The organism is Serratia marcescens, from assembly GCF_029846115.1.
Taxonomy (GTDB): domain Bacteria; phylum Pseudomonadota; class Gammaproteobacteria; order Enterobacterales; family Enterobacteriaceae; genus Serratia; species Serratia marcescens_L.
This window is the reverse complement of the sequence record NZ_JARVZZ010000001.1, coordinates 3,038,085-3,061,693: the sequence shown is the minus strand read 5'-3', so window position 1 is coordinate 3,061,693 and position 23,609 is coordinate 3,038,085. Positions and strand designations below refer to the sequence as shown.

Here is a 23,609-nt window from a genome sequence, read left to right as displayed (position 1 = left end):
TCGCACGCGTGATATCTGCTAGCTTCACCCCCTCGCGAGTTAACGTTAACAATAGAACTAACTTCACTCACCGGGGCCCTACCCATGAACCGCGAAACTAAAAAATATTACGTGCTGCTCAGCGGCCTGCTGTTCTTCTTTTTCTTCACCTGGTCTTCCAGCTTTTCACTGATCTCGCTGTGGCTGAATCAGAAAATCGGCCTGAAAGGCGCCGAGACTGGCCTGATCTTCTCCGCTATCTCGTTGGTAGCGCTGTGCACCCAGCCGCTGTACGGGTTTATTCAGGACAAACTTGGGCTGCGCAAGCACCTGCTGCAGTTTCTCGGCGTGATGCTGCTGCTGACCGGCCCGTTCTTTATCTACGTTTACGCCCCGCTGCTGGCGAGCAGCCTGCCGCTCGGTGCGCTGGTCGGCGGCGTATTTATCGGCGCCACCTTCTTCGCCGGCATCGGCGCGCTGGAATCTTATACCGAGCGAGTCAGCCGCATCAGCGGTTTCGAATTCGGCCGCGCCCGCATGTGGGGATCGCTCGGCTGGGCCAGCGCCACCTTTTTGGCCGGTTTTATCTTCAATATCGATCCGAACATCAATTTCTGGCTGGCCTCCGCCGCCGCCGTGGTATTCCTGTTGCTGCTCAGTCAGGTGCGCGAGCTGAAGCCGAACGCCATGGCCGGCCTGGCGTTCGGCAAACCGGAAAATCTGCGGCTGCAGGACGCGCTGGCGCTGCTGCGTATGCCAGGCCTCTGGGCGCTGGTGGTGTTTGTGCTCGGTATCAGCGTGTACAACGTGTTCGATCAGCAATTTTCGGTCTACTTCGCCTCGCAGTTCGCTTCTCGCGAACAGGGCAACGAGATGTACGGCTTCCTCAACTCGCTGCAGGTCTTCCTCGAAGCCGGCGGCATGTTCCTGGCACCGCTGCTGGTGAACCGCATCGGCGCCAAACAGGGGTTGCTGCTGGCCGGTGGCGTGATGGCGCTGCGCATGTTCGGCTCAGGCTTGGTCAGCGGCGCATTGATGATCTCCGCCATGAAACTGCTGCACGCCGTAGAGTTGCCGATCCTGCTGATCGCTATCTTCAAATACATCGCCAGCCGCTTCGACAGTCGCCTCTCCTCAACGCTTTACCTGGTGGGCTTTCAGTTCATCACCCAGGTGATGGCCAGCTTCCTGTCGCCGCTGGCGGGCTACGGTTATGACCGCATCGGCTTTGCCGACACCTATCTGCTGATGGGGTGCGCGGTCGCCGCCACGACGCTTGTCTCCTGTTTCCTGCTGCGCGGCGAACGTTCCGCCAGCGCAACCCCCTTTCAATCCGCCATTAAATCAAGTGAGTCTGTCCAATGAACACTGCCTTAGCTCGAGCCGACCATGCGGTCGAAGCCCTGCGCGCAGAGCGCCGAGACGATTACTACCCGCTGTTCCATCTCGCGCCGCCCGCCGGCTGGATCAACGATCCCAACGGCCTGATCTGTATTGACGGCGTCTATCATGCCTTCTTCCAGCATCACCCCTACAGCGAGCACTGGGGCCCCATGCACTGGGGACACGCGACCAGCCGCGATCTGATCCGCTGGCAGCACCAGCCCATCGCCCTGGCGCCCGATGCGCCCTATGACAAAGACGGTTGCTTTTCCGGCTGCGCCGTGGATGACAACGGCGTGCTGACGCTGATTTACACCGGCCACGTGTGGCTGGGCGAGCCCGGCGACGACAGCCAGGTGCGGGAAGTGCAATGTCTGGCCACCAGCGAAGACGGCATACGCTTCGTCAAGCACGGGCCGGTGCTGGCCGCGCCGGACGGCATTCAGCATTTCCGCGATCCGAAAGTCTGGCGCGAGAACGGCGAATGGTGGCTGGTGGTCGGTGCCAAAGAAAACGGCCTGGGCCAGGTGCGCCTGTACCGTTCTGCAGATCTGCGCGCCTGGCGCTTCGATCGGGTGCTGGCCGGCGCGCAGGCGGCGCATCAAGGGTATATGTGGGAATGCCCGGATTTCTTCCCGCTGGGGGAACAACACCTGTTGTTGTTCTCACCGCAGGGGCTGGCGGCACAGGGCTACCGCTACCGCAATCGCTTCCAGAGCGGCTATCTGCTCGGCCACTGGCGGCCTGACAGCGACTTTAGGGTGACCCAACCCTTCTGCGAGCTGGATGCCGGCCACGATTTCTATGCGCCGCAGACCTTCACCGCCGCCGACGGCCGTCGGCTGCTGTTTGCCTGGATGGATATGTGGGAATCCCCAATGCCCAGCAAAGCGCACCGCTGGGCCGGCGCCCTCACCCTGCCGCGTGAGCTGACGCTGGCCGCCGACGGCAGCGTCCGCATGAACCCGGCGCGTGAACTGACGGCGCTGCGCCGAGAATCGCACACCTTTTTGGCACAGACGCTGACCAATCAGCATCTGCCGCTGGCGGACGACGTGCAGGAACTCACCCTGACGTTGAGACCGGCCGACAACGACGCCGAGCGCTACGGGCTGGCCATCGGGAGTGCGGCGCGGCTGTTCGTCGACAATCAGGCGCACAGGCTGGTGCTGGAACGTTTTCATGACACCCCCGCCCTGTGCACCTGCCGCAGCGTGCCGCTGCCAGAAGGTGACAGCCTGTCGCTACGGATCTTCATTGATCGCTCATCGCTGGAGATCTTCGTCGATCAGGGGCAGACCTGCCTGACCAGCCGAATTTATCCGACGGAGGGCGATCGCCGCCTCAGCCTGTTCGCCGAAGGCGGCCGGGCACAGTTTGAGCCCATCACGGGATGGCGGTTGGCAAGCCTCTGGGGATAATGGGCATGAGCACCGGGCGCGCAGCAACGCACCCGGTGCGCTTACAGCGAACCACGCTCCAACAGCGGGCAAGGCACTTTCACCGTCTCACGCTGCTCCCGCTGCTCAATCACATGCAGCGCCGCAAGGCGGCCCAGCTCATAATGCGGCAGCTGCACCGTCGTCAATGCCGGCAGGAACAGCTCACCGGTGCCGACCATATTGTCGTAACCCAGCACCGCCACCTGTTGCGGTATCCGCCATCCTTGCGCCAGCAAGACCTGATACACCAGAAAGGCTATCCGATCGTTTCCGCACACCACGACATCGCAATCACGCCGTCCTGCAGAGAAATGCCGCTCCAGCAGCGCGACGCAGTCGCGATAGCTTTGATCGCCGCCGCTCAGATCGAGATGATACTGCCGCAGTTGTTCAACATCGCGCCCCGCTTCGCGCCAGGCGCGTTCCAGACCGCGACGGCGCAGGCCCGCCGCCAGCGTATCCGCCGGTAAATGAATGCACAGTGGCGCGCGATAGCCTTTGGCGATCAGCGTGCGCGTGGCGTCATACTGCCCTTGCTCGTCATCAGGAATGTAGCTGGCGATCGAATGTGCCGGACTGACGCAGTTGGCCAGCACCAGCTTTTTGTCCAGCAGTTTGGCCGGCAATGTCACCTCGCGCAGCCCCATCGTGGTGAAGATCACCCCATCCGGACGATGCGCCAGCAGCAGATCGACGGTCTGTTCGGCGTTGTCGTCGGCGAACAGGTTGACGACGAAGCTGTTCCAGCCTCGCTCGCGCGCGGTTTTCTCAATCGACAGGATCATTTCCACCGAGAACGGCGTCGTGGCAGTGTCCAGTGCCAGCACGCCGAGTGTCTGCACGCGGTTTCCGTCACCGCGAATACGCCGCGCCGACAGATCCGGCACGTAGTCCAACTGGTCGATAGCCTGTTTGACGCGGCGGTAGGTTTCCGGCCGCAGCTTGCCGGGTTCATTGATGGCGCGGGACACCGTCATCAACGAGACTCCGGCAAGTTTTGCGACGTCTTTCAGCGAAGCCATGCGCCCTTCTTTATGATTAATGGGGAAAAGTGAATAATCCCATAACCGGGCGCAGGACTCTACTCTGCATTAGCAGGCTGTGATGTTCGCCCACAGGAGAGCGCCGTCGGCCGTCAGCGGTGCCACTTCGCCGCCCGCCGCCTGCGCCGCCCACCAGACGCCCTCGCGCGCCTGCAGTTCGCCGCCCTCCGGCAGCGACCAAACTCCGCTCAGCACATACAGCACGCCCGCCCGATTGGGCAGCAGGGTGACGGGCACCGTGCTGCACCGCACCTCGGCCGCCTGCCGGCCGCGGCGCGTCATGATATTGAAATCCTGACTGGCGCCGCCCAGCAGCGTCGCTTCCAGCGCCACGTCGCCGGAAAAGGCGAACGGTTCCCCGACGCGAGCCAATTGATGGTCGATATGCCCGGCGCTGAACAACCGCACGCCGTCGCCTTCCAGCAGCGTGATCGAACGATCGATGCCCGCAAAGGCGGAAAACGGCCCGTCCTGCGCGATGGTGGCGATGCTGGCGCGCCAGTCAAAATCCTGCGCGCCCGGCGGCCAGCTGACGATTTCACGGGTTTCCCCACCGCCGTTGCGCCACGGGCTGACCGGAAGCGCGGCGAAGTCAAAACGGGTCAGGCTCATTACGCCTCCTGCTGGAAGGTTTTCAGCACCTGCAGGAACTCGGCGCTGCTCTGCTGCTGCAGCGCGTGCCGCCCCTGCTCAATCACCTGCCGCCCGCCGACGAACACGTCGCGAATTTGCTCTTTGCCGCCGGCGAACAGCCAGCGGTTGAGGATCGAGGCGTCCGGCGCCGCCGCCAGATACGGGTCGTCGCCGTCCAGCACCAGCCAGTCGGCGCGATAGCCGCTCTGCAACCGGCCGATCGGCGCGCCACACGCCTGCGCACCGCCCTGCAGCGCCTGCAGGTACAGCACATCGCCCACCGCCGACTGTTCCGGCGTCGTCAGACGGTTGCGGCGCTGATCGCGCAGCCGCTGGCCGTATTCGAACCAGCGCAGCTCTTCCACCACGTTGAGCGAAACGTGGCTATCGGAACCGATGCCCCAGCGCCCCTGCTGCTGCAGGTAAGCGTCGCCGGGGAAAATGCCGTCGCCGAGATTGGCTTCGGTGGTCAGGCACAGGCCGGCCACCGCGCGGCTGCGCGCCAACGCTTCCAGCTCATCGCGATCCAGGTGGGTGGCATGCACCAGACACCAGCGCTGATCGACCGGCAGATGGTCATACAGCCAGGCCACCGGGCGCTGCCCGCTCCACGCCAGGCAGTCGTTCACCTCTTTTTGCTGCTCGGCGATATGAATATGTACCGGCAAGGTACGATCCGACGCGGCCAAAATCTGCTGCATCTGGCCCAGCTCCACCGCACGCAGCGAATGGAAGCACAGCCCCTGATTCTGCAACGGACGATCCGCCAGCTGGCGGGCAATCACCTGCTGCTGGTGCAGATAGCTTTCGGTATCCTGGATAAAACGCTTCTGCCCCGGCTGTGCCGGCTGTGCGCCGAAACCGGCGTAGCTGTACAGCACCGGCAGCATCGTCATACCGATGCCTGCCTGATGCGCGGCCTCGCTGAGGCGGCCGGTCATTTCACCGCGATCGGCGTAAGGTTTACCGTCGGTGTCGTGATGCAGGTAATGGAATTCGGCCACCTGGGTGTATCCGCCCTTGAGCATTTCGATATACAGTTGACGGGCGACCACCTCCACCTGCTCCGGCGTCAGACGCTGCACCAGGCGGTACATCAGATCGCGCCAGGTCCAGAAGCTGTCCTGCGGGTTGCCCGCCACTTCCGCCAGCCCGGCCATCGCGCGCTGGAAAGCGTGGGAATGCAGGTTCGGCATGCCCGGCACCGCGTCGCCGTGCAGCCGGATGCAGCCTTGCGGTTCAGCGTCGGCGGTAACTTGAGTCAGATAACCTTGCGCATCGACGTCCAGCCGGACGTTATGCGCCCAGCCCTCAGGGAGCAAAGCGCGTGGGGCAAAATAAGCAGGCATGGCAGTATTCCACTGTTGGTGTAACGGCGTATGAGGCGCGGCGATGGCGCGCATTCAGGAATTTTTGGCGGTCGCCGGCAAGTTTCTGGCGCGACGGCCACTAGTTGTATATACATATACATACGCCGACATCAACAGTAAACTGGTGTTATTATTTTTTTATTTGACGAGGTTAACGTCGTGGCTGAACAACAGACCGTGTTACAACTGGCGGCTGCAATGAGCGATGCCCCCGCCCCGATCTACCAACGGGTCAAACAGGCGATCGTGAATCAAATTCGTGCGGGGCACTGGCAACCGCACCAGCGCGTGCCCTCCGAAAGTGAACTGGTGGCGGAACTGGGCGTCAGCCGCATGACCATCAACCGCGCACTGCGCGAGCTGACCAGCGAAGGTTTTTTGATTCGCATGCAGGGCGTCGGCACCTTCGTCGCCGAAGCCAAAGCGCATACCGCGCTGCTGGAAGTGCACAATATCGCCGATGAGATCGCCGCGCGCGGTCATCGCCACAGCAGCAAGATCCTCGAGCTGAAGGCCCGCCCGGCCAGCGAGGAAGAGGCGACGGCGCTGGGCATTCACCCCGGCCAACGGCTGTTCTACTCGCAGATCGTGCATTACGAAAACGACGTGCCGGTGCAGGTGGAAGACCGCTGCGTCAACCCGCTGGTGGCGCCGGATTACCTGAAGCAGGATTTCGATCGCGTCACGCCATACACCTATCTGACGCAGGCTGCGCCACTGACCGCCGGCGAACACATCGTCGAAGCGGTGATCCCCACTCGGCGCGAGCGCGAGCTGCTGCAGCTGGAAGACCACGAACCCGGTCTGCTGATCCATCGCCGCACCTGGTCCGGCAAAACCGTGGTGACCTCGGCCCGGCTGCTGTACCCCGGCAGCCGTTATCAACTGTTCGGCCGCTTCACCAGCGAAGTCTGATCCCCGGCGGGCGCGCCCTGCGCCCGCATCTCCGCTGTCGATCACATCCTGATAACAAAATCTCTCCCGCCTCTTGTGACATCCCGGTGAATGCGTTAGGTTGTTTTTGATTGTATATACAACCATGTGGGAGCTGCGGCTCCGGCGGAGGAAAGCAATGACGTCTGAGATTCACTGTGACAGCCTGTGGCACGGCGCCGATATCGTCACCATGCGCGACGGCAACTATCACACCCTGACCGACGGCGCGATCGCCGTGCGCGACGGCAAGATCGTCTGGATTGGCGAACATGCGGCGCTGCCGCCCGGCCTGATCGCGGACGAAACGGTGAAATTCGACGGCGGCATCATCACCCCCGGCTTTGTTGACTGCCACACGCACCTGGTGTTTGGCGGCAACCGCAGCGGCGAGTTCGAACAGCGGCTGAACGGCGTGAGCTACGCCGACATCGCCGCGCAGGGCGGCGGCATCATTTCCACCGTGAAAGCCACCCGCGAGGCCGACGAAGCGCTGCTGCTGGAGCAGGCGCTGTTCCGCCTGCGGCCGCTGCTGGCGGAAGGCGTCACCTGCGTGGAGATCAAATCCGGTTACGGCCTCAGCCCGGAGAGCGAACTGAAGATGCTGCGGGTGGCGCGCAAGTTGGGCGAGCTGCTGCCGGTCGAGGTGAAAACCACCTGTCTGGCGGCCCATGCGCTGCCGCCGGAATACGCCAACCGCGCCGACGACTACATCAATCTGGTCTGCGATACCATCATCCCGCAGGCGGCCGCCGCCGGCCTGGCGGATGCGGTTGACGCCTTCTGCGAACATCTGGCGTTCTCACCGGCGCAGGTGGAGCGAGTCTTCGCCGCCGCCGAAGCCGCCGGTTTGCCGGTCAAGCTGCACGCCGAGCAACTCTCCGCCCTCGGCGGCAGCACGCTGGCGGCGCGACATCACGCGCTTTCCGCCGACCATCTCGAATACGCCACCGAGCAAGATGCCCGCGCCATGGGCGACGCCGGCACCGTTGCGGTGCTGCTACCCGGCGCCTATTACCTGCTGCGCGAAACCCAGTGCCCGCCGGTGGAGCTGTTCCGCAAGCACCGCGTGGCGATGGCGATCGCCAGCGACGCCAACCCCGGCACCTCGCCGGCGCTGTCGCTGCGCCTGATGATCAACATGGCCTGCACGCTGTTCCGCCTGACGCCGGAAGAAGCGTTGGCGGGCGTTACCACCCACGCCGCCAAAGCGCTGGGGCTGCAACACAGCCACGGCACGCTGGAAACCGGCAAGGTGGCGGACTTCGTTCACTGGCCGCTGTCGCGGCCGGCGGAACTGGCTTATTGGTTGGGCGGTCAGCTGCCCTGTACGGTGATTTTCCGAGGAGAAGTACGTCAATGACCATTCGCGATCCTTTTAGCTTCCAGAGCGGCAGCCTGCCGCTGTTGATCAGCATCCCGCACGCCGGCACGCAACTGACGCCGGCGGTCGAGGCCGGGCTGACCGACGACGCCCGCCCGCTGCCCGATACCGACTGGCATATTCCGCAGCTGTACGACTTCGCACGGGCGATGGGCGCCAGCGTGCTGGTCGGCAACTATTCGCGCTTCGTCATCGATCTGAACCGCCCGGCGGACGACAAGCCGCTGTACACCACCGCCACCACCGGCCTGTATCCCGACGTGCTGTTCGACGGCCGCCCAAGTTTCCTGCCGGGCAAAGCGCCGACGGACGCAGAACGCGCCGGCTATCTGCAGCAAATTTGGCAACCTTATCATCAGCAGTTGCAGGACGAGCTGGCGCGCCTCAAAGCGCGGCACGGCTATGCGCTGCTGTTCGACGCGCACTCCATCGCCTCGGTGATCCCGCGTCTGTTCGACGGCCAACTGCCGGATCTCAACCTCGGCACCAACGGTGGTGAAAGCTGCGCCCAGGCGCTGAGCGATCGGCTGGTCGCCTGCTGCGAGCAGCAACAGCAGTATACCCACGTGCTGAACGGCCGTTTCAAGGGCGGCTACATCACCCGCGCCTACGGGCAGCCGCAGCAGCAACAGCATGCGATCCAGCTTGAGCTGGCGCAGGTGAACTACATGTCCGAACAGTATCCTTACGCATTCGAACCGCAGCGCGCCGCCTCGCTGCAGCGCCTGCTCAAGCAGATGATTGAAGGCCTGTTGGACGGCGCCGCCAGACTCAACTGATCCCCTCTGCAGGCGCCGCCCGGCGCCTGTTTCTCTCCCTGCCTTTAACCGCAACGTCAGCCGCAATCTGCGCGCTATATCAAAGTTTCGTGTGATTCCTCACTGACTGGTCTAAACAGCGCACAAAACAGCGGCCGACGAAAAACGCACTGCGCCACAATCAGCCGAAAAGCCCGCGCTCATCGTCAGCGCCGGGCGGCGTGTGGCCGAGCTGGCCCGTTTCGAACCATCACTCTGGAGGCCCTATGTCTGTAACACCGTTAAACTGGCGCGCTGCCGGCGCCCTCGCCGAACAATTGCTGGCCGGCTGGCAACAGCGTGGCGAACCCGGCGGCGCCATCACCCTGTTTGACGCCGAACAACTCCGCGCCACCGCCTGCGCCGGCCTGGCCGATCTGGCGCAGAATACCCCCTTCACCGCCGACAGCGTGGTGCGCTACGCCTCCGTGACCAAACATATCTTCGCCGCGCTGGCGCTGAACGCCACCGGCCGCGCCATTCGGCTCGATCAGCGCCTGGGCGAACTGCTGCCCGCCCTGCAGCCTGCGCTGGCGGACGTCACCGTCGGCCAGGCGCTGGACATGACCGGCGGCCTGCCCGACGTGCGCGAGACGCTCGGTTTGCTCGGCATCTCGCTGCACGCCGTCAGCGAGGCGCAGCCGGTGATGCAGTTTATCGAAGGGCTGGAGAAGTTGAACTACGAAGCCGGCAGCGAGATCGCCTACAGCAATACCGGTTATCGGCTGCTGGAGGCCGCGCTGCACGGCAAAGGGTATGATTTCGACCAACTGGTGCAACGGCACATCGCCCGGCCGCTGCAGGTGCAGATGCAAGCGCCGGAAAGCTGGTTCAACGTGGTGCCGGGGTTGGTGCCGGGTTACTGGCGTGCGCCGCAGGGCTGGCAACACGCCAGCGCCGGCCTGCACCTTTCCGCCTCCGGCAGCCTGACCGGCAGCCTTCACGCCCTCACCCGCTGGCTGCAAACGCTGCTGGCCGACGAGGGCCCCGGCCAGGGCGTGCTGGCGCAACTCGGCGCCCCGCGCCGCCTCAATCAGGGCCAGCTCAGCGCTTATGGCCTGGGTCTGGCGCAAACCCCGCTGGGCCACCACCGCTTGCTCGGGCACGGCGGTTCCCACGCCGGTTACAAAACCTATTTCCTGCTGGCGCCCGATCGCCAGGTCGGCGTCGCGCTGGTGGCCAACCGCGAAGACTGCGACAGTTTCGGTATGGCTTTGCAGGTGATGGCGGCGCTGCTGGGCGAACCCCTGCCACAGCGCAGTGCGGCGATCCCAGACGGCCTTTACGCCACGCTGGCAGAGCCACACTGGCTGGAGGTCAAAGACGGTAACCTGGCTTATCTGGGCAGCGGTGAACCGCTGTATCAGGGCGAGGACGGCTACGCGGTGTCGCTGTCCGCCCATATGCCGATCAAATTGAAGTGGACCGGCGAAGCGGTCGAGGGCGAAGTCGGGCATGTGGCGCGCCGTTTTCTGCCGGTCGCGGCCAACGGCGACTGCCTGAAGCATGTGCAGGGGCTGTGGTATCACCCGCACTATCGCACCGCCTTTGAAATTCGCGGCAATCGGGTGCATATCGGCGTCGGCCCGGCGGCGCAGACCGGGACGCTCAGCCCGCTCGGCCAGGGCCGCATGCTGGTGGAGTGCCAGGACGGCCCGTGGTTAAAACGCTTTTGCCTCTATTTCCGCGGTTACAACGTGGATCTCATCGCCAACCGCAGCCGGATGCTGACCTTCCGCCGCAGCACCGTCGGCCGCGACTGACGCTCAGCCTGCGCTGCCGGTTTTGACCGCCAGCAGCGCATCCGCCAGCCGCCGTTTGTCGGCGGCGCTGAGATTCACCTGATCCACGGACGCCATAAACGCCGCCCGATCCGCTTCGCCAAGCGGGCCGGCACGCAGCCGCTCCGCCAGCCGTTGCAATATCTGGCTGCTCAACCGCGCAATCTGCGGGCGCACCTGCGCCAACGGGCGAGGCTGCCAACCGGTTTCCGGGCTCGCCAGCCAGTCAGCGCGATAGCGATACTGAATCGCCTTGGCGGCGTCCATCTGCGCGGCGATAAAAGGCCGCACTGACGCCGGCTCCAACCCCAAACGCCCCGCCTCCGCCTGCGCGCTGGCCAACACCTTCGCCTCCTGCGCCAGGTCTTCGATCGGCAAATGCTGCTGCGCCTTGTAACCGGCAACGTCTTTCATCAACGACAGCCGTTGGTTCACCAGTTCGCCGATGGCGGCGGCGCCGTCGGCCAACGCAGGAAAACTGGTCAAACAGCAGGCTATCAATAACGCCCTGAACATGGCGCCTCCCTTATGATGCAGTGAAAACGTAAGGCCCAAAGTTCACCACGTCCGCCCCGCGCTGGCAAATAAAAAGGCCCCGCCGCAGCGAGGCCCGATAACGCTCGACAAACCTTAGTCGAAAACGCCGTTGATGACGGAAGCAACAATTGCGGTGCTGAGCGCGACCAGCACCAGATCGTCGCCGGCGATACGCCACTCATAACCCGGGTACTGCGGCAGATCACGCAGCATCGAGTAAGGCACCACTTTTTTGGCGATGCCCGGTGGCAACGGCTTACCGCGCGCCAGATTCTTGGCGATGCCCGGTGGCAGCGAGCTGTAGCCGGTCAGGCCGTAGTTGCGCGCCAGCGAACGGGCGCGGTCGCGCGAGAGGCTGACGGAAACCAGATTATCGCCGTCTCTATAGCCGCCTTTATCTTTATTGCCTTTGTTGCCGTTGTTGCCATGGTTACCGCTATTACCGTGATTGCCGCTGTTGCCATGGCCATTACCGTTGCCGCCCTTATCGGCCAGAGCCGGAGCGGATGACAACCCCAGCGACGCGATCAGCGCCAACACCGTGAGGGTCGTACGACGTTTGTTCATGTTGTGTATTCCTGCGTGGGTGACGCTATTGACTATAGCGGGCCATTTCCTGACAAAGTATAAGGAAACTCCGAGATAACGGCGCGGTTTGACGGCAGACGCGCCAAAATCTTGTTTTAACGCAAAACGCCTCGAAAATGCCGATACTTACCTCAGATTTTTCTTGAAGAAAAATAAGCCTTACGCTAGCGTGGGAAGGTAACAAAAAAGAGTTAGCATGCTCTTTTTCGTCGCACCTCAAATCTTATTCTTATCATCCATAATGATAATAGCGAACACTTCCCGCCTCTCCGTGCGGGATTCTTTTTCCCGCCGCCGTCGCCCCAATCTGGTGCTTTATGTTGAGATTTAGTTGCCGATAATTTACATTCGCTGTCTGAGAAACCTCAACCTCCCGCGGTGGCCAGGCTGGCAACGGGTGGGCGTTCAGGAGCAAAAGACGTGCAAATGACCCTCATGGAATACATCACTCGACACTTTAACGGCGATCTTCATCGGTACGCGCAGTCGGAAGGCGTCAGCCGTGAACAAATCATTAGTTGGATAAATAATGAATGTCACGTGATCAAAGGCAGGCTGTTTATGCCGGTGAAGCATCTCCCGGTCGAACAAGCCCAGTGATGACGAAAAAAAACCCCGCCAGGCGGGGTTTTCTGTTTCTGATAACACGGAAAATCAGAAGTTATAGCCAACCACGAGGTAATAACCCCAACCGGTAGACTTGATCGGGCCCTGCGGGGTGCCGATATCCGCGCCATCCTGCCACTGGCCGCCGTTATGGAAATAACGCGCCACGAAAGAATAGTGCCAGTGATCGTAGTTCAGCGCCAAAATATGGCTGGAGGCGATCGAGTTGCCGGTGCGCACCTGTTTGCCGGTGCCGTCAACCCAATGGCTGTCCTTGCCCAGATCGGAACCGAAGTCAAAGTTGGTGAAGCCGATGTAGCTCAGGTTGCCACCCCACACCTGGGTCAATGGCACGAAGTATTTCACCTTGAAGCGGTAACCGTCCCAGCTGTTCTCGTTGGCAGCCTGGTAGTTTTCCCACTGGTATTTGGCATAGATGTTCATCGACAGGCTCATCGGCAGGCCGGTGTCGATATCGGTGCCCAGACCCATGTACCAGGTGTTTTGACGGCCGTCGGCGTTGTGGCCCAGATCATAGATGTAGTTGTTGGCGAAGTACCACTCTTTGAACGGCCCGAAGCTCAGATCGGTGCCGGTCAGTTTGTCGATGGAGAAGCGCGGTTCAATCTCCATAAACAGCGGGGAACCTTTGTCCCAGATGCCGCGATCCGGGGTGTTGCCCACGCCGAAGAACTTCGGCACGTCAACGTAACCGTAGAAATCGAACCAGTCTTTCTTGGCGAAGGCTTCGTATTCGAGATACACGTCGTTATTCAGCTGCGGCCCGAAGCGAGTGTGGTAGCTGCCCACCACATTGACGCTCTGGTGCCACCAGTCGGAGACATATTGACTGTCTTTGCTATCAGCCATTGATGATGCACTGTAAGACGCTGCGAGCAGTACACCTGCTGCGAGAGCTATTTTTTTCATTTTATTACCACATGCTTAAAGGGCCATTTCCTGCCCGTTTAGAAAAGATGACAATGAGTCTGCCGACACCTGGCGTTGTCTTCACACAGAAACTCGGATGACGCGCGCATTATAGAAACCACTGACTGTAAGAATCTGTGATCCAGTTACGCATTTCGCGAATAGGTAATCGATTGCGTTCACATTTGTCAAATTATGTTTCATTCAAATTCACATTCGCTGTGATTTTTGTCATGCACATCGATTTTTAGCGCAGTTTTTGAGCCCACTGTCATCAAGGCGTCACCTGCTCGCCATCGTGTTGTGGAAAAGAAAAAGCCGACGCATAAACGTCGGCCTTCATCAAAATCAGCAGAAAATACGCACAGCGAAATCAGTTCACCGCCGGCACTGCCTTGGCGATGTTTTCCTGGCGGAACGCCACCTCTTCACCGTTTTTGACCTCCCAGCTGGCGACCGGAATGTCGGTCTTGGGCGCCGCCGCAACGACCGAACCATAAATCAGCTTGTCGTCGCGGCGCAAAATATAAACGTCGAGCTGATATTCATGCCGCAGATTCGCGGTGGTCAGGCGCACGGTATCGCCGCGCTCATAGTGATGCACGTCGATTTCGGGTTGTTGAATAAATTGAATGTCGCTTCTCATCGTCGTCGTTCCTTCAGGCAACATGGCTAGTTAAATTCTAGTTCAACATTGCGCCGACGGCGGATAATTTCCGTTAATTTCCGCGAGTTGCCCGCCAGCAGATCAACGAGCCGAGGGTAACCATCGCCACGCCCTGCCAGAAATTGGCGGTCAGCGAGGTGTGCAACACCAGCGCGGCGAACACCGCAGACAGCACCGGAGTGAAATAAGAGACGGTCGCCAGCAGCGTCATATTGCCGTGCAGAATGCCGACGTTCCAGGCGGCATACCCCGCCCCCATCGCCACCCCGGCGCACAGCAGCGTCGCGGTCACGCCGGCGCTGAACTGCATGCCGCTTTCCTCGCTGAAGGCATATTTAAGCCATAGCGCCAGCGCGGTCAGCACAATGAACAGCACCACACCGTTGCTGCCCTGGGCGATCCTCTTGGTCAGGTTGCAGTACAGCGCCCAGATCACCGCGCCGCTGAAGGCCAGCCCGTAGCTGAGCGGATTGCTGCGCACGTTGGCCAGCATCTGCGCCGGTGACCAGCCGCCCTCACCGCTCATGATCCAGCCGATGCCGAACAGCGACAGCAGCAGCCCCGGCAGCAGCCACCATTTGGCCTTTTGGCCGTTGAGCGCCAGCGCCATCAGCACGGTGAAACAGGGCCACAAGTAGTTGATCATGCCCACTTCTATCGCCTGCAGGCGGGTGTTGGCGTAGCCGAGCGACAGCGACAGGCAGATCTCGTAGCTGACGAACAGCAGGCTGCCGACGATGAGATAAGGCCGCGGAAAGCTGCGCCATTTCGGCACGCCGAGCGCCACCAGCAAAAACACCGCGCTGACGCTGTAGATCATCGCCGCGCCGCCGATGGGCCCCAGCCCTTCGCTGACGCTGCGGATCAGGCCGACGACGCTGCTCCACAGCAAAATGGCCAACAAACCGAACAGCGTGGCGCGGGTACGCGAGGGCAAAGCGGGCATAAGGCGGGTCCAATGGGTTATTTTTTATCAGGTTTTTCACTCTACTGCCGCACGCGCCAAAAAGAAAGGCGGGAAACTCCCGCCTGTGAATTTATTGCTGCGGCTGCCGCTCGAGCTGCGGCGGCGGCTGGCGAAAACGCCGGGTCAGCCAGGCCAAATAGCCAAAGCCCAGCGTCGCCCAGATAAGCCCCATGGTCAACGAGCTCTTCTCCAGGTTCAGCCACAGCACCCCCACCGTCAGCGCCCCCACCAGCGGCAGGAGCAGGAAGTTGAAGCGATCCTTCCAGCTTTTGTTGCGCCCTTCGCGAATGAAGAAGTGGCTGATCACCGACAGGTTGACGAAGGTAAAGGCCACCAACGCGCCGAAGTTGATCAGCGCCGTGGCGGTCACCAGATCGAACGACAGCGCAGACAGTGCCACCAGCCCGACCATCAGCACGTTGAGCGCCGGCGTGCGCCATTTGGGGTGGATGTAACCGAAGAATTTCTCCGGGAACACGTTATCGCGCCCCATCACGTACAACAGGCGCGACACGCTGGCGTGCGACGCCAGGCCGGAGGCCAGCGTGTTGATGAAGGTCACGCACAGGAAGATCGACTGGAACAGCTTGCCGCCGACGTACAGCGCGATCTCCGGCAGCGCGGCGTCGGGCTGGTGGAAGCGTTGAATGGACGGGAAAAACAGCTGAATGAAGAACGACACGCTGATAAAGATCACCCCGCCGTACAGCGCGGTCAGGAAGATGGCGCGCGGGATCACCTTGGCGGCGTCGGGCGTCTCTTCGCACAGCGTAGTCACCGCGTCAAAACCGAGGAACGAAAAGCACAGGATAGTCGCGCCGGTAATGATCGGCAGCAGGTGCGCATTCTCGCTGAGGAACGGCCGCAGGCTCCACACCGTGCCCATCCCCTCGCCGTTGTGCAGGCCGCGCACCACCAGATAGATGAACACCAGAATGATCGCCACCTGCGCCAATACGAACAGGGTATTGAAGTTGGCCACCAGATTGACGCTTTTCAGGTTGATAGCGGTGATCAGGATAACGAAGCCCACCACCCACACCCAGGGCGGCACTTCCGGGAACAGCGCGGTCAGGTAAATCTTCGCCAGCAGCGTGTTGATCATCGGCAGGAACAGATAATCGAGCAGCGATGACCACCCCACCAGAAAACCGACGTGCGGGTTAATCGCCTTCTGCGCATAGGTGTAGGCGGAGCCGGCGGTAGGAAACTGGCGCACCAGTTTGCCGTAGCTGATGGCAGTGAACAGCACGCCGGCCAGCGCCAACAGATAGGAGGTCGGCACATGGCCGTCGGTGAGACCGGAGACGATGCCGAAGGTATCGAACACCGTCATCGGCGTCAGATAGGCCAGGCCCATCATCACCACCTGCCACAGCTTGAGGGATTTGCGCAGCTGCGGTTTGCCCGCCGGGCCGCCGTCGATGGCTTTAATCGTCATGGCATTTCCCCTCTTGGTCCTCTGCTGTCAACCGTGCAACGTCATTCAGAGAGGCCGCGGGGAAACTGCTGCTCAAGCGGCGGGAAAAACGGGTTGGGATCACTGTCGGGCGGCCGGCGACCGGCCCGTAGGCACTGCGGCACAGGCAAACGTCTGCGCAGGGGAATGACTGAGTCATGGTTATTTCCTCGTCGGCGTCCTGTACGCCGTGATAGAAGAAATTCAGTACCGCAGCGCGCAGCCTCACCGGCCACAGGAGAGCCGATGAAATGCGCCGGACGCGCGCGGTCGTCGCAGGGTGAGCGGGATCAGGCGTTTTTCAGCATCCACTCGATTTCGGTTTCGGTGATCAGGCGCTCGAACTGCACCAGCTCATCGGTTTTGCAGGCCAGATAGACGTGGCTGAAGCGTTCGCCCAGCAATGCATTGAGCACCGGCTGATGTTCGAACTCGTACAGCGCGTCGCTCTGGCGGATCGGGAACGGCAGCCCGTCCTGCTCCAGCCCGTTGCCGGTCACCGGCTCAGGCAGCGGCAGCGCGGTTTCCAGGCCGTAGACGATGCCGGCCAGAATGGTCGCCATCACCAGATAAGGGTTGGCGTCGGCGCCCGCCACACGGTACTCCACGCGGTGGTTGTCGCGATCGCCGCAGGGAATGCGCAGCGCCACGGTGCGGTTGTTATGCCCCCAGGAGGCCTGGGTCGGCACATACATGCCGGGCTGGAAGCGGCGGTAGGCGTTGACGTTCGGCGCCAGCAGCGCCATCGAAGACGGCATCAGGGCGATCATGCCCGCCAGCGCCTGTTTCAGCAGCGCCGAATCTTCGCCGTCGTCGTCGGCAAACACGTTGTTGCCGGCGCCGTTCAGCATGCTGATGTGCACATGCATGCCGCTGCCGGCGTGCTCCTCATACGGCTTGGCCATAAAGGTCGCCTGCATGTTGTGGTTCTCGGCCACCATGCGCACCAGCCGCTTCAGCGCCAGCGCGTGATCGCAGGCCTGCAGCACGTCGTCGGTATGGTGCAGGTTGACCTCGAACTGCCCCGGCGACGCCTCCGCCACCGCGCCGTCCGCCGGAATACCCTGCAAACGCGCCAGTTCGTCGATCTCGCTCAGCACATCGGCGAAATGGTTCAGGTTATCGACGGAATACACCTGGCTTTGGGTGTTGCGCTCTTGCGTGCCCGGCGCGCACGGCGGCTGCAGATAGCCCTCCGCATCGCGCTGACGATCGATGAGATAGAACTCCAACTCTACCGCTACCACGGGGGAAAGCCCGCGCTGACGCAAACGCTGCCACACTCGGTTCAGCACATTGCGCGGTTCAACGTCAAAGGGAGTGCCATCTTCATCCAGCATGGTGAGCAGCACCTGCGCAATATATTGCGGGTCCGCCGCCGACGGCGTCAGCGTGCCCGGCACCGGCACGCATACGTGATCCGGCTCACCCAGCTCCTGCCCCAGCCCGGCCTCTTCGACGACGTTGCCGAGAATATCCATCGCAAATACCGACGCCGGGAAGTAACACCCCTTCTCCAGTTTGTTCAGACCGCCGACCGGGATGCGTTTGCCGCGGAAGCTGCCGTTCAGATCGGTCAACAGTACGTCGACATGTTGGGTTAACGGATAACGTTCCAGGTATTTCTTCACTTCGCGCTGGAACGCGCTACTTCGTCTCTCTTCACTGTGCTGAACAAAGTTTTCCACTTCTACGATGTTGGTCTGCATGGTTCACCCGCCGTTTGTGTTTTGCTGTCGTCGATGTTTATTGACCGTCTTGTTCAATATAATGCCCACAAATGAAACGTAGATGAAACAAATTTGTTTTGCAAGTGTTACTTTTGGTTTGAATATTGCCCAATCGACTGCTAGATTTATAGAATATTGAACGAAATCGGCGGTGGAGAAGCTTATCGTTCATAATTTCGAACGTACCAAGGGGATAGCATGGACAATATATTTAACAGACCAGTCATCGGCGTCGTCATGTGCAGGTATAGGTTAAACGGGCACCTAACACAGACCTTGCAAGAAAAGTACCTGAATGCCGTTATCACCGCGGGCGGCTTGCCGATCGCCCTGCCGCACGCGCTGGCGGAGCCGGAAATGCTGGCGGAACTGCTGCCGCGCCTCGACGGCATTATGCTGCCGGGCAGCCCCAGTAATGTGCAGCCGCACCTTTATGGTGAAAACGGCGATGAGCCTGACGCCGATCCTGGCCGAGACGCGTTGAGCCTGGCGCTGATCCGCCAGGCGTTCGACAGGCGCATTCCCCTTTTCGCCATTTGCCGCGGCATGCAGGAGATGGTGGTCGCCACCCAAGGCACCCTGCATCGCCGCCTGTACGAACTGCCCGAGCTGCTGGAGCATCGTGAAGATCACGATCTGCCGCTGGAACAGCAATACGCCCCCGCCCACGAAGTCATCGTTCAGGAAGGGGGGCTGCTTTCGCAACTGATACCGGATTGCAACAGATTTTGGGTGAACTCGCTGCACGGCCAGGGCGCCAAAACCCTGGGCGCGAGCGTTCGCATCGAGGCGCACGCCGCCGACGGGCTGGTGGAGGCGATCAGCGTGCGCGATCAGCCCTTCGCGCTCGGCGTGCAGTGGCACCCGGAGTGGAACAGCGATGAGTACGCCCTGTCGCGCCTGTTGTTTGATGGTTTCATCACCGCCTGTCGGAACTATCAAAAGGAAAAACGCCCATGAGCGACGTCAGCTTGGCACCGGGAAAACGTCTGTCGCAGATCCGTCAACAATTGGGGTTGTCGCAGCGCCGGGTCGCCGAACTGTCTGGGTTAACCCACAGCGCCATCAGCACTATCGAGCAGGACAAGGTCAGCCCGGCCATCAGCACGCTGCAAAAGCTGCTGACGGTGTACGGTCTGTCGCTGTCGGCGTTTTTCGCCGAGCCGGAAAAACCAACGGAGCCGCAGATCGTGATCGGCAGTGACGATCTGATCGAAATCGGCAGCCAGGGCGTTTCGATGAAGCTTATCCACAACGGCGACCCGAACCGCACGCTGGCGATGATGATCGAGACTTACGAACCGGGCACCACCACCGGCGAGCGCATCAAGCATCAGGGGGAAGAGATCGGCACGCTGCTGGAGGGTGAAGTGGTGCTGCAGGTCAACGGCCAGAGCTATCACCTGCTGGCCGGGCAGAGCTACGCCATCAATACCGGCATCCCCCACAGTTTCAGCAACACGTCGGCGCGCATTTGCCGGATTATCAGCGCCCATACGCCGACGACATTCTGATCAACGGAGCCAGGCATGAACTTTCACCATTTGCAGTATTGGCAACAACGGGCGCAGGCCCTGAAGATTGAGCACCAGCTGTTTATCGACGGCCGCTACCAGCCGGCCGCCGCGGGGAAACGTTTCGCCGTGGAAGATCCCGCCGGCCGCCGTGAGCTGGCGCAGGTCGCGCGCGGCGAAGCCGCCGACATCGATCGGGCGGTCAGCGCGGCACGCGCCGCCTTTGAGCGCGGCGACTGGGCACAGGCCGCCCCGACGCAGCGCAAAGCCACGCTGCTGCGCTTCGCCGATCTGATGGAACAGCATCACGAAGAGCTGGCACTGCTGGAAACGCTGGACACCGGCAAACCGATTCGCCACAGCCTGCGCGATGACGTGCCGGGCGCCATCCGCTGCATCCGCTGGTACGCCGAAGCGATCGATAAGGTCTACGGCGAAATCGCCCCCACCGGCCGCGAGGCGCTGGCGCTGATCGAGCGCGAACCGATCGGCGTGGTCGGCGCCATCGTGCCCTGGAACTTCCCGCTGCTGCTGGCCTGCTGGAAGCTCGGCCCGGCGCTGGCCGCCGGCAACAGCGTGGTGCTCAAACCCTCCGAAAAATCGCCGCTGAGCGCCATCCTGCTCGGCAAACTGGCGCAGCAGGCCGGGCTGCCGGACGGCGTGCTGAACGTGGTGCCCGGCTATGGCCACGACGCCGGCAAGGCGCTGGCGCTGCACCGCGACGTCGACGCCCTCACCTTTACCGGCTCCACACTGGTGGCGAAACAGCTGATGATTTACGCCGGCGAATCGAACATGAAACGCGTCTGGCTGGAGGCCGGCGGCAAGAGCGCCAACATCGTCTTCGCCGATTGCCCGGATCTGGATCAGGCCGCCCGCAGCGCCGCCGCCGGCATCTTCTATAATCAGGGGCAGGTGTGCATCGCCGGCACTCGCCTGCTGGTCGAAGCGAGCATTGAGCAAGCGTTCCTGCAGGCGCTGCGCAAACACGCGGCGGCCTTCGTTCCCGGCGATCCGCTCGATCCCGACACGGTGATGGGCACGCTGATCGACAGCGGCCACTGCGAAAAAGTGGCCGGCTATATCGATCGGGGGCTGAGCCAGGGCGCCGCACTGTTCCTCGACGGGCGCGACCATCCGCAGGGCGACCACGCTGGCTATCTGGGGCCGACCATCCTCACCCAGGTGAACAACGCCATGAGCGTGGCGCGCGATGAAATCTTCGGCCCGGTGCTGGCGGTGACCACCTTCGACAACGAGCAACAGGCGCTGCAGCTGGCCAACGACAGCGAATACGGCCTCGGCGCCGCGGTCTGGACCCGCGATTTGGCCCGCGCGCACCGCATGGCGCGCCAACTGAAAGCCGGCACGGTGTTCGTCAACAACTACAACGATGGCGACATGACCGTACCCTTCGGCGGCTACAAGCAGAGCGGCAACGGCCGCGACAAATCGCTGCACGCGCTGGACAAGTTCACCGAATTGAAAACCACCTGGATCTCGCTGGAATAAGGGCTTATCTCATGACTGAACACGTAAAAAGCTACTATGCGGCCACGGCCAACGCACATCAGCCCTATCCGCAACTGAACGAATCGATCGAGTGCGACGTCTGCGTGATCGGCGGCGGCTATACCGGCCTCTCCTCCGCGCTGTTCCTGGTGGAAGCCGGCTATAACGTGGTGGTGCTGGAAGCGGCGCGCATCGGTTTCGGCGCCAGCGGCCGCAACGGCGGCCAGTTGGTCAACTCATACAGCCGCGACATCGATGTGATTGAAGAGCGCTACGGCGCGGAAAGCGCCCGCCTGCTCGGCAGCATGATGTTTGAAGGCGCGGAGATCATCCGCAGCCGCATCAGCCGCTACGCCATCGACTGCGACTACCGCCCCGGCGGCATCTTCGCCGCGCTGAACAACAAGCAGTTCCATGCGCTGATCGAGCAAAAGCGCAACTGGGAGCGCTACGGCAATACCCAACTCGAGCTGCTCGATGCAGATCGGGTGCGCCAGGAAGTCGCCAGCGATCGCTACGTCGGCGCGCTGCTCGATCACAGCGGCGGCCACATCCATCCGCTCAACCTGGCGCTGGGCGAGGCCGAGGCGATTCGCCTGCAGGGCGGGCGCATCTTCGAACAATCGGCGGTGACGAACATCCACCACGGCGAACCAGCGCTCATCAGCACGGCCAACGGCCAAGTGAAGGCGCGCTTCGTCATCGTCGCCGGTAACGCCTATCTGGGCGACAAGCTGGAACCGCGGTTGGCCAAGCGCAGCATGCCGTGCGGCACCCAGGTGGTGACCACCGAACCGCTGGCGCCGGAGATCGCGCAGGCGCTGATCCCGCAGAACTACTGCGTGGAAGACTGTAACTACCTGCTGGATTACTACCGCATCACTGCCGATCATCGTCTGTTGTACGGCGGCGGCGTGGTGTACGGCGCGCGCGATCCGGACGACATCGACAACCTGATCCGGCCGAAGCTGCTGAAGACCTTCCCGCAGCTGAAAGGGGTGCGTATCGACTATCGCTGGACCGGCAACTTCCTGCTGACGCTGTCGCGCATGCCGCAGTTCGGCCGGCTGGAGAATAACGTGTACTACATGCAGGGCTACAGCGGCCACGGCGTGACCTGCACCCATCTGGCGGGCAAGCTGATCGCCGAGCTGATGCGCGGCGACGCCGAACGCTTCGACGCCTTCGCCAAACTGCCGCACCTGCCGTTCTTCGGCGGGCGCAATCTGCAGATCCCGTTCACCGCCATCGGCGCGGCCTACTACACGCTGCGCGACCGTATCGGCGTCTAAAACAGCAGGCCCGGTCATCATGGCCGGGCCTGTGCGTTAACGCTTAGACGATCTTCGGTTGGCCGTCCGAGGCGGTCGCCCCGCCGTCGACCGGAATGTTGGCGCCATTGATAAAGCTGGCGTCGTCGCTGGCCAGAAACGCCATCACCGCCGCCACTTCTTCCGGCTCCGCCGCACGCCCCAGCGCGATGCGCTCATTGAACTTGTCGCGGATTTCCTGTGGCCAACCGTTGGTCATGTTGGTTTTCACCAGGCTCGGGCAGACCGAGTTGATGCGCACGCCGTCACCGCCGTGGTCCAGCGCCATGGCGCGCGTCAGGTTGACCACCGCGCCTTTCGCCGCGCAGTAATAGGCCGCGCCCCAGTCACCGCCCAGACCGGACACCGACGCGGTATTGACGATGCAGCCCTTGGTCTTCAGCAGGTGCGGCAAGGCGAATTTGGAACAGAACACCACGCCGTCGATATCGACCCCAGCGATGCGGCGCCAGTCGTCGACGCTGGTTTCCAGCACGCTGCCCGCCACGTGTACGCCGGCGTTGTTCAGCAGGACGTCGATGCGGCCCAGTTTTTCCGCCACCTCGTTCATCATTTTTTCAACCGCGACGTGATCGGACACGTCGATATGTACCGCCATCGCCCGGCCCTTCGGCAGCGAAGCGGCAACCTTATCTACCGCCTCTTTGGCCCAGTCGGCCAGCACCACGATGGCGCCCTCGGCGGAGAAACGCCGTGCCGCCGCTTCCCCCATGCCGTTGCCCGCACCGGTGATAACCACGACTTTATTGTCAAAACGCATGAGACCTCCTCCATGTGAACGTATTTATATAAGTCATACAAATCTCATTACCCCGAGGATAAGACGCCCCACCCCTGAGAGCCAGTCAAAACGTGCGGTTTATTAACCAAAAGGAGGTATGTCAGTGATTTCAATGCGCTGGATTAACCTTTATCGGATTTTGGCCAACATACTGATAGATAAAATAAAATTACGGAGAGTCACTATTTGCCAGGCGAATTGTCAGTGGGCGAGACTATTGCAGGTGTGCGGTTATGGCCACA

General features: G+C 61.8%; 22 protein-coding genes. 11 read left to right on the top strand and 11 right to left on the bottom strand.

Going from position 1 to position 23,609, the window contains the following annotated elements:
• Window positions 1-84: 84 nt before the first annotated feature.
• On the top strand, window positions 85-1,344 hold the full coding sequence (locus tag QDT79_RS14475) for an MFS transporter (protein ID WP_308316650.1): 1,260 nt from the start codon (window positions 85-87) through the stop codon (window positions 1,342-1,344).
• On the top strand, window positions 1,341-2,783 hold the full coding sequence (locus QDT79_RS14470) for a glycoside hydrolase family 32 protein (protein WP_308316649.1): 1,443 nt from the start codon (window positions 1,341-1,343) through the stop codon (window positions 2,781-2,783). The genes QDT79_RS14475 and QDT79_RS14470 overlap by 4 nt, the downstream gene beginning before the upstream one ends.
• A 41-nt stretch (window positions 2,784-2,824) precedes the next feature.
• Here QDT79_RS14470 and QDT79_RS14465 read toward each other — a convergent pair whose 3' ends face one another.
• The 3 genes from QDT79_RS14465 to QDT79_RS14455 all read right to left on the bottom strand — a co-directional run bounded on the left by QDT79_RS14465 (window position 2,825) and on the right by QDT79_RS14455 (window position 5,829).
• Window positions 2,825-3,826 carry a LacI family DNA-binding transcriptional regulator gene (locus QDT79_RS14465; RefSeq protein WP_063989642.1) on the bottom strand — a complete coding sequence of 334 codons (1,002 nt, stop codon included), beginning with the start codon at window positions 3,824-3,826 and terminating at the stop codon, window positions 2,825-2,827.
• A 69-nt stretch (window positions 3,827-3,895) separates the two neighbouring features.
• Entirely contained in the window at window positions 3,896-4,459 is a 564-nt protein-coding gene (locus QDT79_RS14460) for a HutD/Ves family protein (RefSeq protein ID WP_063989641.1), read from the bottom strand.
• A complete protein-coding gene (locus QDT79_RS14455) occupies window positions 4,459-5,829 on the bottom strand; it encodes a formimidoylglutamate deiminase (protein WP_063989640.1) in 1,371 nt (456 codons plus the stop codon). Before QDT79_RS14455 ends, QDT79_RS14460 begins: the two co-directional genes overlap by 1 nt.
• Window positions 5,830-6,009: 180 nt before the next feature.
• Here QDT79_RS14455 and hutC point away from each other — a divergent pair, with 180 nt between their 5' ends.
• The 4 genes from hutC (at window position 6,010) to QDT79_RS14435 (ending at window position 10,727) form a co-directional block, all read left to right on the top strand.
• Window positions 6,010-6,765, top strand: a complete 756-nt coding sequence (gene hutC / locus QDT79_RS14450) for a histidine utilization transcriptional repressor HutC (RefSeq protein ID WP_063989639.1) — start codon at window positions 6,010-6,012, stop codon at window positions 6,763-6,765.
• A 157-nt stretch (window positions 6,766-6,922) separates the two neighbouring features.
• Complete coding sequence (gene hutI / locus QDT79_RS14445; RefSeq protein ID WP_063989638.1) at window positions 6,923-8,146, top strand: imidazolonepropionase; 1,224 nt, start codon at window positions 6,923-6,925, stop codon at window positions 8,144-8,146.
• Window positions 8,143-8,946 carry an N-formylglutamate deformylase gene (hutG, locus tag QDT79_RS14440; protein WP_063989637.1) on the top strand — a complete coding sequence of 268 codons (804 nt, stop codon included), beginning with the start codon at window positions 8,143-8,145 and terminating at the stop codon, window positions 8,944-8,946. The genes hutI and hutG overlap by 4 nt, the downstream gene beginning before the upstream one ends.
• 245 nt (window positions 8,947-9,191) lie before the next feature.
• The gene (locus QDT79_RS14435; protein WP_308316648.1) at window positions 9,192-10,727 is read left to right on the top strand and encodes a serine hydrolase domain-containing protein; all 1,536 of its coding nucleotides are present in this window, start codon (window positions 9,192-9,194) and stop codon (window positions 10,725-10,727) included.
• Between the two features lie 3 nt (window positions 10,728-10,730).
• On the opposite strand, the gene QDT79_RS14430 is transcribed toward QDT79_RS14435, so the two are convergent.
• Together QDT79_RS14430 and QDT79_RS14425 are read right to left on the bottom strand one after the other, a co-directional pair.
• Window positions 10,731-11,261, bottom strand: coding sequence for a chorismate mutase (locus QDT79_RS14430; protein ID WP_063989635.1), 531 nt, complete (start codon window positions 11,259-11,261; stop codon window positions 10,731-10,733).
• A gap of 114 nt (window positions 11,262-11,375) precedes the next feature.
• Window positions 11,376-11,849, bottom strand: a complete 474-nt coding sequence (locus tag QDT79_RS14425; protein ID WP_107226913.1) for an anti-virulence regulator CigR family protein — start codon at window positions 11,847-11,849, stop codon at window positions 11,376-11,378.
• A 441-nt stretch (window positions 11,850-12,290) separates the two neighbouring features.
• Here QDT79_RS14425 and QDT79_RS14420 point away from each other — a divergent pair, with 441 nt between their 5' ends.
• Window positions 12,291-12,470: a hypothetical protein gene (locus tag QDT79_RS14420; protein WP_025160261.1), complete on the top strand. Its 180-nt coding sequence runs from the start codon at window positions 12,291-12,293 to the stop codon at window positions 12,468-12,470.
• A 54-nt stretch (window positions 12,471-12,524) separates the two neighbouring features.
• Here the strand turns inward: QDT79_RS14420 and QDT79_RS14415 are convergent, their stop codons facing one another.
• From QDT79_RS14415 to QDT79_RS14395, 5 genes are all read right to left on the bottom strand, one after another.
• Window positions 12,525-13,406, bottom strand: coding sequence for a nucleoside-specific channel-forming protein Tsx (locus tag QDT79_RS14415; RefSeq protein ID WP_049272741.1), 882 nt, complete (start codon window positions 13,404-13,406; stop codon window positions 12,525-12,527).
• A 373-nt stretch (window positions 13,407-13,779) separates the two neighbouring features.
• Entirely contained in the window at window positions 13,780-14,052 is a 273-nt protein-coding gene (locus QDT79_RS14410; RefSeq protein WP_004941292.1) for a hypothetical protein, read from the bottom strand.
• A gap of 73 nt (window positions 14,053-14,125) precedes the next feature.
• The gene (yddG, locus tag QDT79_RS14405; RefSeq protein WP_308316647.1) at window positions 14,126-15,019 is read right to left on the bottom strand and encodes an aromatic amino acid DMT transporter YddG; all 894 of its coding nucleotides are present in this window, start codon (window positions 15,017-15,019) and stop codon (window positions 14,126-14,128) included.
• 91 nt (window positions 15,020-15,110) lie between these two features.
• Window positions 15,111-16,481 carry an APC family permease gene (locus QDT79_RS14400; protein WP_063989632.1) on the bottom strand — a complete coding sequence of 457 codons (1,371 nt, stop codon included), beginning with the start codon at window positions 16,479-16,481 and terminating at the stop codon, window positions 15,111-15,113.
• A gap of 308 nt (window positions 16,482-16,789) precedes the next feature.
• Window positions 16,790-18,208, bottom strand: coding sequence for a glutamine synthetase family protein (locus QDT79_RS14395; protein WP_063989631.1), 1,419 nt, complete (start codon window positions 18,206-18,208; stop codon window positions 16,790-16,792).
• 219 nt (window positions 18,209-18,427) lie between these two features.
• Here QDT79_RS14395 and puuD point away from each other — a divergent pair, with 219 nt between their 5' ends.
• Genes puuD through QDT79_RS14375 form a run of 4 tightly spaced genes read left to right on the top strand, consistent with a single transcriptional unit; the run spans window position 18,428 to window position 22,547 of the window.
• Complete coding sequence (gene puuD / locus QDT79_RS14390) at window positions 18,428-19,189, top strand: gamma-glutamyl-gamma-aminobutyrate hydrolase (RefSeq protein WP_039566470.1); 762 nt, start codon at window positions 18,428-18,430, stop codon at window positions 19,187-19,189.
• Entirely contained in the window at window positions 19,186-19,743 is a 558-nt protein-coding gene (puuR, locus tag QDT79_RS14385) for an HTH-type transcriptional regulator PuuR (protein WP_049288046.1), read from the top strand. The genes puuD and puuR overlap by 4 nt, the downstream gene beginning before the upstream one ends.
• Before the next feature lie 15 nt (window positions 19,744-19,758).
• On the top strand, window positions 19,759-21,255 hold the full coding sequence (gene puuC / locus QDT79_RS14380; RefSeq protein WP_063989630.1) for an aldehyde dehydrogenase PuuC: 1,497 nt from the start codon (window positions 19,759-19,761) through the stop codon (window positions 21,253-21,255).
• Between the two features lie 11 nt (window positions 21,256-21,266).
• A complete protein-coding gene (locus QDT79_RS14375) occupies window positions 21,267-22,547 on the top strand; it encodes an NAD(P)/FAD-dependent oxidoreductase (RefSeq protein ID WP_063989629.1) in 1,281 nt (426 codons plus the stop codon).
• Window positions 22,548-22,590: 43 nt separating this feature from the next.
• On the opposite strand, the gene budC is transcribed toward QDT79_RS14375, so the two are convergent.
• Window positions 22,591-23,346, bottom strand: coding sequence for a meso-2,3-butanediol dehydrogenase (budC, locus tag QDT79_RS14370; protein WP_025302549.1), 756 nt, complete (start codon window positions 23,344-23,346; stop codon window positions 22,591-22,593).
• Between the last annotated feature and the right edge of the window lie 263 nt (window positions 23,347-23,609).

Coding starts and splice junctions, on each gene's coding strand:
- QDT79_RS14465 (WP_063989642.1), bottom strand. CDS start 3,826: ATGGCTTCGCTGAAAGACGTCGCAAAACTTGCCGGAGTCTCGTTGATG.
- QDT79_RS14460 (WP_063989641.1), bottom strand. CDS start 4,459: ATGAGCCTGACCCGTTTTGACTTCGCCGCGCTTCCGGTCAGCCCGTGG.
- puuD (WP_039566470.1), top strand. CDS start 18,428: ATGGACAATATATTTAACAGACCAGTCATCGGCGTCGTCATGTGCAGG.
- hutI (WP_063989638.1), top strand. CDS start 6,923: ATGACGTCTGAGATTCACTGTGACAGCCTGTGGCACGGCGCCGATATC.
- budC (WP_025302549.1), bottom strand. CDS start 23,346: ATGCGTTTTGACAATAAAGTCGTGGTTATCACCGGTGCGGGCAACGGC.
- hutG (WP_063989637.1), top strand. CDS start 8,143: ATGACCATTCGCGATCCTTTTAGCTTCCAGAGCGGCAGCCTGCCGCTG.
- QDT79_RS14435 (WP_308316648.1), top strand. CDS start 9,192: ATGTCTGTAACACCGTTAAACTGGCGCGCTGCCGGCGCCCTCGCCGAA.
- puuC (WP_063989630.1), top strand. CDS start 19,759: ATGAACTTTCACCATTTGCAGTATTGGCAACAACGGGCGCAGGCCCTG.
- puuR (WP_049288046.1), top strand. CDS start 19,186: ATGAGCGACGTCAGCTTGGCACCGGGAAAACGTCTGTCGCAGATCCGT.
- QDT79_RS14425 (WP_107226913.1), bottom strand. CDS start 11,849: ATGAACAAACGTCGTACGACCCTCACGGTGTTGGCGCTGATCGCGTCG.
- QDT79_RS14415 (WP_049272741.1), bottom strand. CDS start 13,406: ATGAAAAAAATAGCTCTCGCAGCAGGTGTACTGCTCGCAGCGTCTTAC.
- QDT79_RS14475 (WP_308316650.1), top strand. CDS start 85: ATGAACCGCGAAACTAAAAAATATTACGTGCTGCTCAGCGGCCTGCTG.
- QDT79_RS14400 (WP_063989632.1), bottom strand. CDS start 16,481: ATGACGATTAAAGCCATCGACGGCGGCCCGGCGGGCAAACCGCAGCTG.
- QDT79_RS14430 (WP_063989635.1), bottom strand. CDS start 11,261: ATGTTCAGGGCGTTATTGATAGCCTGCTGTTTGACCAGTTTTCCTGCG.
- QDT79_RS14410 (WP_004941292.1), bottom strand. CDS start 14,052: ATGAGAAGCGACATTCAATTTATTCAACAACCCGAAATCGACGTGCAT.
- QDT79_RS14470 (WP_308316649.1), top strand. CDS start 1,341: ATGAACACTGCCTTAGCTCGAGCCGACCATGCGGTCGAAGCCCTGCGC.
- QDT79_RS14455 (WP_063989640.1), bottom strand. CDS start 5,829: ATGCCTGCTTATTTTGCCCCACGCGCTTTGCTCCCTGAGGGCTGGGCG.
- QDT79_RS14375 (WP_063989629.1), top strand. CDS start 21,267: ATGACTGAACACGTAAAAAGCTACTATGCGGCCACGGCCAACGCACAT.
- yddG (WP_308316647.1), bottom strand. CDS start 15,019: ATGCCCGCTTTGCCCTCGCGTACCCGCGCCACGCTGTTCGGTTTGTTG.
- QDT79_RS14395 (WP_063989631.1), bottom strand. CDS start 18,208: ATGCAGACCAACATCGTAGAAGTGGAAAACTTTGTTCAGCACAGTGAA.